Source organism: Streptomyces sp. NPDC007971, assembly GCF_042958635.1.
Lineage (GTDB): Bacteria > Actinomycetota > Actinomycetes > Streptomycetales > Streptomycetaceae > Streptomyces.
Genome location: NZ_JBIBJK010000005.1, coordinates 398,086 through 409,941, shown reverse-complemented (window position 1 = coordinate 409,941; position 11,856 = coordinate 398,086). Strand labels below are relative to the sequence as shown.

Genomic DNA, 11,856 nt, shown 5'->3' with positions numbered 1-11,856 from the left:
GCGCAAGGTCCGACACCGCCCTGCCGGGGCCCCTCGCGGGTGCCGGGCAGGGCGGTTGCCCGTTCGTCAGGGGCGGCCCTCGCTGCCGCGTTGCCCGGGGATGTCGGAACCGTCCTGGCCCGACCAGTGCATGGTCACCGTGAAGTGGGCCTCCGTGGACCCCTGCGCCACGACCACCCCCGCCTCGGCACTCACGGTGATGCCGAACTCGACCGTGACCTTCTCCGGCGGTCTCGTCAGCCCGCGGGCCTCGTGCACCAGCGCGCCCAGCGCCGGCCGTACCCGGGCGAGCGCCTGCTGAAGGGTCTCCGCCGGCTCGCCTTCCGGGACCCGCTGCACTCCGGCAGGCCGCCCCTTGCCCGCCACCTCCAGCAGGACGACCTGACCGTCGTCCAGCAGCATCTCGCCCACGTGCGCCACCGCGTGTCTCCTCCTGCGTCCGTTCATCCCGTATGACACGTACGCGCTATTGCAGATCCTCACGGACCGTGAGCACAAGGAGGCGCCCCGAATGCCGCCCGGGGATGGGGAATTCACCTCCCCCCGGTCGTCCGCCGCCTCCCCGCGTGTCGGCGATGTGGGCCTCAGCACAGTCCACCATTGCTGGTCAAAGGCAAGTTGACGGCTCTTCCGGGTGCGTGGTGGACTGCCCAGGCCATGTACGGCGGCAGAAGAGGAAGCCGGTGCGAATCCGGCGCGGTCCCGCCACTGTCACCGGGGAAGAACATCCCGGGAGCCAGGAACTCTCACCGCCGGTCTCGTCGAACCAGGGCGCGGACACCCTGAGTGAGGACACATATCGCCATGCTCGGCCGCCCATCCAGGACCAGTACCAGAACCTCCTCCGAGCCCACGGTCGGCTGAGCCGATGGGTGCCGATCGCTCATACGCGTACGGCGCCGCCGCCGGCCTTCTCGGCGATCTGATCCTCGGCGATCCGCGCCGCGGGCATCCGGTCGCCGCGTTCGGACGTGCGGCCGCAGCCGTGGAGCGGGTGCTGTGGCACGACCACCGCGGCTGGGGCGCGCTGCACACCGCCGTCTGCGCCGGCGGCGCCGTCGCCGTGGGCGCCGCAGCCGAACGGGCCGTCCGCCGCCGTCCCGTCGCCTCCGCCGCACTGGCCGCCGCCGCCACCTGGGCGGTCGTCGGGGGTACTTCGCTGGCCCGGGAGGCCCGGACCATCGGCCGGGCCCTGGAGGCCGGGGACGTCGAGGCGGCGCGGGCGCGACTGCCGCATCTGTGCGGCCGGGATCCGCAGGCCCTCGACGCCGACGGGATCGCCCGGGCCGTCGTGGAGTCCGTCGCCGAGAACACCTCCGACGCCGTCGTGGGTGCGCTGGTGTGGGGCGCGGTGGGCGGGGTGCCGGGGCTGCTCGGGTTCCGGGCCGTCAACACCCTGGATGCGATGGTGGGTCACAGGTCGCCCCGCTTCCGGCGCTACGGCTGGGCCTCGGCCCGCCTCGACGACCTCGCCGGCTGGCCCGGGGCGCGGCTGACCGCCGTACTCGCCGCGGTGGCCGGACCCGATCCCCGTGGCGCCCTGCACGCCTGGCGGGCCGACGCCCACAGGCACCCGAGCCCCAACGCCGGGCCCGTCGAAGCCTCGTTCGCGGGCGCGCTCGGCGTGCGCCTGGGCGGGACGCTCTCCTACGGCGGGCGCGTCGAGCACCGGCCCGTCCTCAACGGGGACACCGGGCGGGCCGTCCAAGTCACCGACGTCGACCGGGCCGTACGGCTCTCCCGCCGCGTCGGCCTGCTCGCGCTCGGCGTCACCGTCGCCGCGCGCCGACTCGTGAAGGGACGTGGGAAGTGAACGGCGGTCTCCTCGTGGCCGGCACCACCTCCGACGCCGGAAAGAGCGTCGTGACGGCAGGGATCTGCCGGTGGCTGGTGCGCCAGGGCGTCAAGGTCGCGCCCTTCAAGGCGCAGAACATGTCCCTCAACTCGTTCGTGACGCGCCAGGGCGCTGAGATCGGGCGGGCGCAGGCCATGCAGGCCCAGGCCTGCCGCGTCGAGCCGACCGCGCTGATGAACCCCGTGCTGCTCAAGCCCGGTGGTGAACGCAGCAGCCAGGTGGTGCTGCTGGGCAGGCCGGTGGGCGAGATGAGCGCACGCGGCTACCACGGAGGGCGCCAGCAGCAGTTGCTGGGCACGGTCCTGGACTGTCTGGCCGAGTTGCGGGGCACGTATGACGCGGTGATCTGTGAGGGGGCGGGTTCGCCCGCGGAGATCAATCTGCGGCGGACCGACATCGTGAACATGGGGATCGCGCGGGGCGCGCGGCTGCCCGTGCTCGTCGTCGGCGACATCGACCGCGGCGGTGTCTTCGCCTCGTTCTTCGGCACGCTCGCCCTGCTCTCGCCCGAGGACCAGGAACTGGTCGCCGGGTTCCTGGTGAACAAGTTCCGCGGGGACGTCTCCCTGCTGGAGCCGGGCCTGGACATGCTGCACGGGCTCACCGGGCGGCGCACGTACGGCGTCCTGCCCTTCCGGCACGGGCTCGGGATCGACGAGGAGGACGGGCTGAGGGTGTCCCTGCGGGGCACGGTCCGCGAGTCCGCCGTGACTCCCCCGGTCGGCGAGGACGTCCTGCGGGTCGCCGTCTGCGCGATCCCGCTCATGTCGAACTTCACGGACGTGGACGCGCTGGCCGCCGAACCGGGCGTCGTGGTCCGGTTCGTGGACCGGCCGGAGGAGCTGGCGGACGCCGACCTCGTGGTGGTCCCGGGCACGCGCGGGACCGTACGGGCGCTGGAGTGGCTGCGCGAGCGCGGGCTTGCGGACGCGCTCGTCCGGCGGGCCCGCGAGGGCCGCCCGGTCCTCGGCATCTGCGGCGGCTTCCAGATCCTCGGCGAGCACATCGAGGACGAGGTCGAGTCGCGGGCCGGCGCGGTCCCCGGGCTCGGTGTCCTGCCCGTGCGGGTGCGGTTCGCCCGCGAGAAGACCCTGGAACGGCCCGTCGGCGAGGCCCTCGGCGAGCCGGTCGAGGGGTACGAGATCCATCACGGGGTGGCCGAGGTCACCGGCGGTGAAGCCTTTCTGGACGGCTGCCGGGTCGGCCGGACCTGGGGCACCCACTGGCACGGCTCGCTGGAGTCGGACGGCTTCAGGCGGGCCTTCCTGCGCGAGGTGGCGGCCGCCGCGGGCCGCCGCTTCGTGCCGGCCCCGGACACCTCGTTCGCCGCGCTGCGCGAGGAGCAGCTCGACCGGCTCGGCGACCTCATCGAACAGCACGCGGACACGGACGCGCTCTGGCGGCTCATCGAGTCGGGCGCGCCGCAAGGACTGCCCTTCATTCCACCGGGAGCACCCGCATGAGCACAGTGTTGTTGTTGTCGACCGCCGACACCGATCTGCTGGCGGCCCGGGCCTCCGGCGCCGCGTACCGGATCGGCAACCCGACCCGGGTGGACGTGGCGGCGGAGCTGCCCGGCCTGATCGAGGGCGCGGACCTCGCCGTCGTACGGCTGCTGGGCGGCAAGCGCGCCTGGGAGGACGGGCTCGCCGCGCTCAGGGCCTCCGGGATCCCTACCGTGCTGCTGGGCGGCGAGGCCGTGCCGGACGCCGAGCTGATGGCCGAGTCGTCCGTTCCGGCGGGTGTCGTGGCGGAGGCGCTCAAGTACCTCGTCGAGGGCGGCCCGGCGAACCTGGCCGAGCTGACCCGGTTCCTGTCCGACACCGTGCTGCTGACCGGTGAGGGGTTCGAGGAGCCGCGGAAGATGCCGGAGTACGGGGTACACGGCGAGCGCGGGTTCGCCGAGGGCCGCCCCACCGTCGGCGTGCTCTTCTACCGGGCCCACGAGCTGAGCGGCAACACCGCCTTCGTCGACACGCTGTGCGAGGCGATCGAGGCGCAGGGCGCCAACGCCCTGCCCGTGTACTGCGGTTCGCTGCGCGGCGCGGACGCCGGGCTGTACGAGATCCTCGGCCGGACCGACGCCCTGGTCGCCACCGTCCTCGCCGCCGGCGGCACGCACGCCTCCGAGGCCTCGGCCGGCGGTGACGAGGAGGCCTGGGACATCGGGGCGCTCGCCGACCTGGACGTCCCGGTGCTGCAGGGGCTCTGCCTCACCTCCTCGCGGGCCGCCTGGGACGAGTCGGACGCCGCGCTCTCCCCCATGGACGCGGCGATGCAGGTCGCCATCCCGGAGTTCGACGGGCGCCTGATCACGGTGCCGTTCTCCTTCAAGGAGCAGGGCCCGGACGAGGTCCCGGTGTACGTCGCCGACCCCGAGCGGGCCGGGCGCGTGGCCGCCATCGCCGTACGGCACGCGCGGCTCGGGCACAAGCCGAACGCCGACAAGAAGCTGGCGCTCGTCTTCACCGCCTACCCGACCAAGCACTCGCGGGTCGGCAACGCGGTCGGCCTGGACACGCCCGCGTCCGCGGTGCGCGTCCTGGACGCCCTCAAGGAGGCCGGGTACGGCCTCACGGACTACCCGGACAACGGCGACGAGCTGATCCACCGGCTCATCGGGGCCGGCGGGCACGACGTCGAGTGGCTCACCGAGGAGCAGCTGGCCGCGGCGCCCGCGCGCGTGCCGCTGGCCGACTACCGCGCCTGGTTCGACCGGCTCGACCCCGAGCTGCGGGACGCCATGGTGGAGGCGTGGGGCGAGCCGCCGGGCAGCCTGTACGTGGACGGCGACGACGTCGTGCTGGCCTCCCTGCAGTTCGGGAACGTCGTCGTGATGATCCAGCCGCCGCGCGGCTTCGGCGAGAACCCGATCGCGATCTACCACGACCCCGACATGCCGCCGTCGCACCACTACATGGCCGCCTACCGCTGGCTGGAGGCCTCGGCGTCCGAGGGGGGCTTCGGGGCCGACGCGATCGTGCACATGGGCAAGCACGGCACGATGGAGTGGCTGCCGGGCAAGGGGCTCGGCCTCTCCCGGGGCTGTGCGCCGGACGCCGTCCTCGGCGCCCTCCCGCTGATCTACCCGTTCATCGTCAACGACCCCGGCGAGGGCACCCAGGCCAAGCGGCGCGGGCACGCCACGGTCGTCGACCACCTCGTGCCGCCGATGGCGCGTGCCGACACCTACGGCGACCTGGCCAAGCTGGAGCAGCTGCTGGACGAGTACGCGCTCGTCTCCGACCTGGACCCGGCGAAGGCACCGGCCGTGCGGGCGCAGATCTGGACCCTGGTCAAGGCGGCCGAGCTGCACCAGGACCTGCACGTGGACGAGCAGCCGGGCGACGACGACTTCGACGAGTTCGTCATGCACATCGACGGCTATCTGTGCGAGATCAAGGACGTGCAGATCCGGGACGGTCTGCACATCCTGGGCGGCGGGCCGGTCGGCGAGCCGCGCGTGAACCTCGTCCTCGCCGTGCTGCGCGCCTCCCAGGTGTGGGGCGGGCAGGCGAACGCGCTGCCGGGGCTGCGGGCATCGCTGGCCGGGCACTTCGGCCTCGTGGAGAAGGAGCTGCTCGCCGAGCCGGGCGCGCCGGTGAAGGTGCCGGCCGAACTGACGGACCTGGCCGACGGGCCCTCCCGTACGGCGGCCGACGCGATCGACCTGCTGGAGCAGTTGTGCCGGCGGATCGCGGAGGGCATGGAGGCCCGTGGCTGGGCGGTCGCCGAGAGCGGGCCGCTGGTCCGCGAGGTCCTGGGCACCGACCTCCCGGACGCGCTGGCGGTGCTGGAGTTCGCCTGCACCGAGGTGGTCCCGCGGCTGGCCCGCACGAGTGACGAGATCGATCACATCCTCAGGGCGCTGGACGGCGGTTACGTCCCGGCGGGCCCGTCCGGCTCGCCGACCCGCGGTCTGGTCAACGTGCTGCCGACCGGCCGGAACTTCTACTCGGTCGACCCCAAGGCCATCCCCTCCCGGCTGAGCTGGGAGGTCGGCCAGTCGCTCGCCGACTCGCTCGTCCAGCGGTATCTGCAGGACAACGGTGAGTACCCGAAGTCGGTCGGCCTGACGGTGTGGGGCACCTCGGCGATGCGCACCCAGGGCGACGACATCGCCGAGATCCTCGCGCTGCTGGGCTGCCGCCCGGTCTGGGACGACGCCTCGCGCCGGGTGACGGGCTTCGAGGTGATTCCCCTCGCCGAGCTGGGCCGGCCGCGCATCGACGTCACGGTCCGTATCTCGGGCTTCTTCCGGGACGCGTTCCCGCATGTGGTCGGGCTGATCGACGACGCGGTGCGGGCGGTGGCCGAACTGGACGAGCCCGCCGGGCAGAACTTCGTGAAGGCGCACGCCGACGAGGACACCGCCGAGCACGGCGACCGGCGGCGCGCGACGGCCCGTGTCTTCGGCTCGAAGCCGGGGGCGTACGGCGCCGGCCTGCTGCCGCTGATCGACGCCCGCAACTGGCGCTCGGACGCCGACCTCGCCGAGGTGTACGCGGTGTGGGGCGGGTACGCGTACGGGCGCGGGCTCGACGGGCGGGCGGCGCGCGGGGACATGGAGACCGCGTTCAGGCGGATCGCGGTCGCCGCGAAGAACGTCGACACCCGCGAGCACGACCTGGTCGACGCCGACGACTACTTCCAGTACCACGGCGGCATGGTCGCCATGGTCCGCCACCTGACCGGTACCAACCCCGAGGCGTACGTCGGCGACAGTGCCGTACCCGACCAGGTGAAGACGCGCACGCTGGGCGAGGAGACGCACCGCGTCTTCCGGGCCCGCGTGGTCAACCCGCGCTGGATGGCGGCCATGCGCCGGCACGGCTACAAGGGCGCCTTCGAGATGGCGGCGACCGTGGACTACCTGTTCGGCTACGACGCCACGGCGGGCGTGGTCGACGACTGGATGTACGAGAAGCTCAGCGCGGAGTACGTCTTCGACCCGGAGAACCGGGACTTCATGAAGAAGTCCAACCCGTGGGCGCTGCGGGGTGTCACCGAGCGGCTGCTTGAGGCGGCGGACCGCGGGCTGTGGGCCGAGCCGGACGCGGACACGCTGGAGCGGCTGCGCGCCACCTATCTGGAGCTGGAAGGCGACCTGGAGGGCGACGAGAAGTGAGTACCCCGTTTCCGTTCACGGCCGTCGTCGGCCAGGACGACCTGCGGCTCGCGCTGCTGCTGAACGCCGTCTCGCCGGCGGTCGGCGGTGTGCTGGTGCGCGGCGAGAAGGGCACCGCCAAGTCGACGGCGGTGCGGGCCCTCTCGGCGCTGCTGCCTCAGGTGTCCGTGGTCCCCGGGTGCCGTTTCTCCTGTGCCCCGGCGGCACCCGACCCGTCCTGCCCGGACGGTCCGCACGAGGCCGGCGCCGGTGCGTCGCGGCCCGCGCGGATGGTCGAGCTGCCGGTCGGCGCGTCCGAGGACCGCCTGGTGGGCGCGCTCGACATCGAGCGGGCCCTCGCCGAGGGCGTGAAGGCGTTCGAGCCGGGCCTGCTGGCCGACGCGCACCGCGGGATCCTGTACGTGGACGAGGTCAACCTCCTCCACGACCATCTGGTCGACCTGCTGCTGGACGCGGCGGCGATGGGCGCGTCCTACGTCGAGCGCGAGGGCGTCTCGGTGCGGCACGCGGCCCGCTTCCTGCTCGTCGGCACCATGAACCCCGAAGAGGGCGAACTGCGGCCGCAGTTGCTCGACCGGTTCGGGCTGACCGTGGAGGTTGCGGCCTCGCGCGAGCCCGACCAGCGGGTGGAGGTGGTACGGCGCAGGCTGGCCTACGACGACGACCCGGCCGGCTTCGCCGCGCGGTGGGCCGACGAGGAGGCCGCCGTACGCGGGCGGATCGTGGCGGCGCGGGAGCTGTTGCCGCAGGTGCGGCTGGGCGACGGGGCGCTCAGGCAGATCGCGGCGACCTGTGCGGCCTTCGAGGTGGACGGCATGCGCGCCGACATCGTGATGGCGCGCACCGCGACCGCGCTCGCCGCGTGGGCCGGGCGCACGGACGTGCTCGCCGAGGACGTGCGGCAGGCCGCGCTGCTCGCGCTGCCGCACCGGCGGCGCAGGAACCCCTTCGACGCACCGGGCCTCGACGAGGACAAGCTGGACGAGACGCTGGAGCAGTTCTCCGGCGAGGGCGACGACGATCCGGACCCCGACGGGCCCGGTGGCGGCGGTGGGCGGCCGGCGCCCGACGGCGGCCCGCAGGACGACGGCGGCGGCGCCGCGCAGCCCGAGACCGGTGAGGGCGGCTCGCCGCAGGCCTCCGGCGCCGCGGAGCAGCAGCCCGTACGGGCGGCCGAACCGTTCCGTACGAAGGTGCTGAGCGTGCCGGGGCTCGGTGAGGGTGCCGCCGGGCGGCGCTCGCGGGCGCGGACCGAGCACGGGCGGACCACCGGGGCCCGGCGGCCCCGGGGCACGCTGACCAAGCTGCACCTGGCGGCGACCGTGCAGGCCGCAGCCCCGCACCAGCGGGCGCGCGGGCGGTCCGGGCCGGGGCTGGTGCTGCGCCGGGACGATCTGCGGCAGGCGACGCGAGAGGGGCGCGAGGGCAACCTCGTGCTGTTCGTGGTCGACGCCTCCGGGTCGATGGCGGCGCGGCAGCGGATGAGCGCCGTGAAGGGTGCCGTGCTGTCCCTGCTCCTGGACGCCTACCAGCGGCGGGACAAGGTGGGTCTGGTGACCTTCCGGGGCGCCTCGGCCGATGTCGCGCTGCCGCCGACCTCGTCCGTGGACGCCGCGGCCGTCCGGCTGGAGTCGCTGCCGACGGGCGGCCGTACGCCGCTCGCGGCCGGGCTGCTCAAGGCGCACGAGGTACTTCGCGTGGAGCGGCTGCGGGACCCGGCGCGGCGGGCGCTGGTCGTGGTGGTGACCGACGGGCGGGCCACGGGCGGCCCCGAGCCGGTCGCGCTGGCGGGACGGGCGGCCCGGCTGTTCGCGGCCGGGTCGGTCGCCTCGGTCGTCGTGGACTGCGAGTCGGGGCCGGTGCGGCTCGGGCTCGCCGGGCGGCTCGCGGGCGAGCTGGGCGGCACGGCCGTCACGCTGGACGAGCTGCGGGCCGACTCGATCGCCGGTCTGGTCAGGGACGTGCAGGGGACTTCGAGGAGGGCCGCGTAATGCCGCAGGGACAGCCGAGTGTGGTTCCGGAGGACGGGCTGACGACCCGGCAGCGGCGCAACCGGCCGCTGGTCGTCGTGCACACCGGGATCGGCAAGGGCAAGTCGACGGCCGCGTTCGGTCTGGCGCTGCGCGCCTGGAACCAGGGCTGGCCGATCGGGGTGTTCCAGTTCGTCAAGTCGGCGAAGTGGAAGGTCGGCGAGGAGAACGCGCTGCGGGTGCTCGGCGCCTGTGGCGAGGGCGGCACCGTCGACTGGCACAAGATGGGCGAGGGCTGGTCCTGGGTCCAGCGGGACGCTCAGATGGACAACGAGGAGAAGGCCCGGGAGGGCTGGGAGCAGGTCAAGCGGGACCTGGCCGCGCAGACGTACCGGCTGTACGTGCTGGACGAGTTCGCCTACCCGATGCACTGGGGATGGGTGGACACCGACGAGGTCGTGGACGTCCTGCGGAACCGGCCGGGTACCCAGCATGTGGTGATCACCGGTCGTAACGCGCCGGAGAAGCTGGTGGACCTCGCCGACCTCGTCACCGACATGTCCAAGGTCAAGCACCCCATGGACACGGGGCAGAAGGGCCAGAAGGGCATCGAATGGTGAGTTCCGTCCCCCGGCTGGTCATCGCCGCGCCGTCGTCCGGCAGCGGCAAGACCACCGTCGCCACGGGGCTGATGGCCGCGTTCGCCGCGCGGGGGCTCGCCGTGTCCCCGCACAAGGTCGGGCCGGACTACATCGACCCCGGGTATCACACGCTCGCGACCGGGCGGGTGGGCCGCAACCTGGACGCGTACCTGTGCGGGCCGGAGCTGGTCGCTCCGCTGTTCCTGCACGGGGCGCAGGGGTGTGACCTCGCGGTCGTCGAGGGTGTGATGGGGCTGTACGACGGGGCCGCGGGCGAGGGGGAACTCGCGTCCACGGCCCATGTCGCCAAGCTGCTCGGGGCGCCGGTGGTGCTGGTCGTGGACGCGTCGTCGCAGTCCCGGTCGGTGGCGGCGCTGGTGCACGGGTTCGCCTCCTGGGATCCGGGGGTGCGGATCGGCGGCGTGATCCTGAACAAGGTGGCCTCGGAGCGGCACGAGGCGCTGTTGCGGGAGGCGCTGGATGCCTCCGGGGTGCCGGTGCTGGGGGTGTTGCGGCGGGTGCCTCAGGTGGATACGCCGTCACGGCATCTGGGGTTGGTGCCGGTTGCCGAGCGGCGCTCTGCTGCGGTCGGGGCCGTTGCTGCGATGGCTGAGCAGGTGTCGCGGGGGTGCGACCTGGCGGCGCTGGAGGCACTGGCCCGTGCTGCCGGTCCCGTACCAGGGGGCTCCGCCCCCTGGACCCCCGCGTCGCCCACCCTCCACCCGACCCGGTCGGCCGAGAAGTCCGCCGACCAGCAGGCCGACGACGGCGGCGCGGCTCGGGTGGCCGCGGGAGCGGCGGGGCCGGCCGGGGCCGTCACGGCGCCCGAGACCGAGATGCGGACCGGCGGGGCCCGGGATGCCGCCGGAGCCGAGACGCCGGCCGGTGGGGATCGGGCTGGTGGGGATCGGGCCGGTGGGGGGCGGAGGCCCGTTGTTGCGGTGGCCGGTGGGGCCGCCTTCAGCTTTTCCTATGCCGAGCACACCGAGCTGCTCACCGCCGCCGGGGCCGAAGTGATCACCTTCGATCCGCTGCGGGACGAGCACCTGCCCGAGGGGACCGCCGGGCTGGTCATCGGGGGCGGTTTCCCCGAGGTCTACGCCGGTGAGCTGTCGGCCAACGAGCCGCTGCGCAGGGCGATCGCCGCTCTCGCCCTCGGCGGTGCTCCCGTGGCCGCCGAGTGTGCCGGACTCCTCTATCTCTGCCGGGAGCTGGACGGCCGGCCCATGTGCGCGGTGCTGGACGCCACCGCGCGGATGACGGAACGGCTCACCCTGGGCTACCGGGACGCGGTGGCCGTCGGGGACAGTGTGCTGGCCGTCGCGGGGACGCGGATGCGCGGGCACGAGTTCCACCGCACGGTCGTCGAGCCCGGCGCCGGTGCGGCCCCCGCCTGGGGTCTGCGCACCCCGGTGCGGCGGGTCGAAGGTTTTGTACAGCAGGGCGTGCACGCGAGTTATCTGCACACGCACTGGGCGTCCGAGCCCGGTGTGGCCCGTCGGTTCGTGGAGAGGTGCCGGACGTCATGAGCAGCAGGCTGATCGGTGTCGGGGTCGGTCCCGGTGACCCGGAACTGGTGACCGTCAAGGGGGTCAACGCGCTGCGCGCGGCCGAGGTCGTCGTCGTCCCCGTCATGGACACGGGCGAGCGCGGCCGGGCCGAGGCGACCGTGCTGCACTACGTGCCCGCCGAGAAGGTCGTCCGGGTGGTGTTCGCGCTGAACGAGCGGACCGACCGGGCGCGCCGGGAGGCGGCCTGGGACGCGGCCGGCGAGCGGGTCGCCGGGCTGCTGCGCGCGCACGGGTCCGTCGCCTTCGCCACCATCGGGGATCCGAACGTGTACTCGACGTTCACCTATCTCGCGCAGACCGTCGGTGAGCTGGTGCCGGGTGCCGTGGTGGAGACGGTGCCCGGGATCACCGCCATGCAGGAGCTGGCCGCGCGGTCGGGTGCCGTGCTCACCGAGGGCACCGAGCCGCTGACGCTGGTGCCGGTGACGGCAGGGGCGGCCGTGCTCAAGGAGGCGCTGGCCGGGCCGGGGACCGTCGTGGCGTACAAGTTCGGGCGGCAGGCCGCCGAGGTGGCCGAGGCGCTGCGGGAGACCGGGCGGATCGGGGACGCCGTGTGGGGGTCCGCGCTCGGGCTGCCGGAGGAGTCGGTGCGGCCGGCCGCCGAGCTGGACGGGGAGCCGCTGCCGTATCTCTCGACGCTGATCGCGCCGCCGCGGCGCGACGGCGGGCGGGGCGGGAAGCTGTGAGTGGG

Annotated in this window: 8 protein-coding genes and 1 riboswitch; of the genes, 7 read left to right on the top strand and 1 reads right to left on the bottom strand. The window is 73.9% G+C overall.

Annotated features, from left to right (window positions below):
* Positions 1-66: 66 nt before the first annotated feature.
* Positions 67-420 carry a CU044_2847 family protein gene (locus ACFZCP_RS13180; RefSeq protein WP_362696816.1) on the bottom strand — a complete coding sequence of 118 codons (354 nt, stop codon included), beginning with the start codon at positions 418-420 and terminating at the stop codon, positions 67-69.
* Between the two features lie 204 nt (positions 421-624).
* Positions 625-767: riboswitch (cobalamin riboswitch) on the top strand.
* Positions 768-868: 101 nt separating this feature from the next.
* Between ACFZCP_RS13180 and ACFZCP_RS13175 the strand changes: the two genes are divergently transcribed.
* From ACFZCP_RS13175 to cobI, 7 genes are read left to right on the top strand one after another with little or no spacing between them, the layout of a single operon-like run.
* Positions 869-1,813 carry a cobalamin biosynthesis protein gene (locus ACFZCP_RS13175; protein WP_391426779.1) on the top strand — a complete coding sequence of 315 codons (945 nt, stop codon included), beginning with the start codon at positions 869-871 and terminating at the stop codon, positions 1,811-1,813.
* Positions 1,810-3,318 (top strand): cobyric acid synthase, encoded by a 1,509-nt coding sequence (locus ACFZCP_RS13170; RefSeq protein WP_362696812.1) that lies wholly within the window; start codon positions 1,810-1,812, stop codon positions 3,316-3,318. The genes ACFZCP_RS13175 and ACFZCP_RS13170 overlap by 4 nt, the downstream gene beginning before the upstream one ends.
* A complete protein-coding gene (gene cobN, locus ACFZCP_RS13165) occupies positions 3,315-6,983 on the top strand; it encodes a cobaltochelatase subunit CobN (protein ID WP_391426776.1) in 3,669 nt (1,222 codons plus the stop codon). Before ACFZCP_RS13170 ends, cobN begins: the two co-directional genes overlap by 4 nt.
* Complete coding sequence (locus ACFZCP_RS13160; protein WP_391426774.1) at positions 6,980-8,974, top strand: putative cobaltochelatase; 1,995 nt, start codon at positions 6,980-6,982, stop codon at positions 8,972-8,974. The genes cobN and ACFZCP_RS13160 overlap by 4 nt, the downstream gene beginning before the upstream one ends.
* A complete protein-coding gene (gene cobO / locus ACFZCP_RS13155) occupies positions 8,974-9,573 on the top strand; it encodes a cob(I)yrinic acid a,c-diamide adenosyltransferase (protein WP_391426771.1) in 600 nt (199 codons plus the stop codon). Before ACFZCP_RS13160 ends, cobO begins: the two co-directional genes overlap by 1 nt.
* Positions 9,567-11,123 carry a cobyrinate a,c-diamide synthase gene (locus tag ACFZCP_RS13150; RefSeq protein ID WP_391426769.1) on the top strand — a complete coding sequence of 519 codons (1,557 nt, stop codon included), beginning with the start codon at positions 9,567-9,569 and terminating at the stop codon, positions 11,121-11,123. Before cobO ends, ACFZCP_RS13150 begins: the two co-directional genes overlap by 7 nt.
* Positions 11,120-11,851: a precorrin-2 C(20)-methyltransferase gene (cobI, locus tag ACFZCP_RS13145; protein ID WP_391426767.1), complete on the top strand. Its 732-nt coding sequence runs from the start codon at positions 11,120-11,122 to the stop codon at positions 11,849-11,851. Before ACFZCP_RS13150 ends, cobI begins: the two co-directional genes overlap by 4 nt.
* The last annotated feature ends 5 nt before the right edge of the window (positions 11,852-11,856 follow it).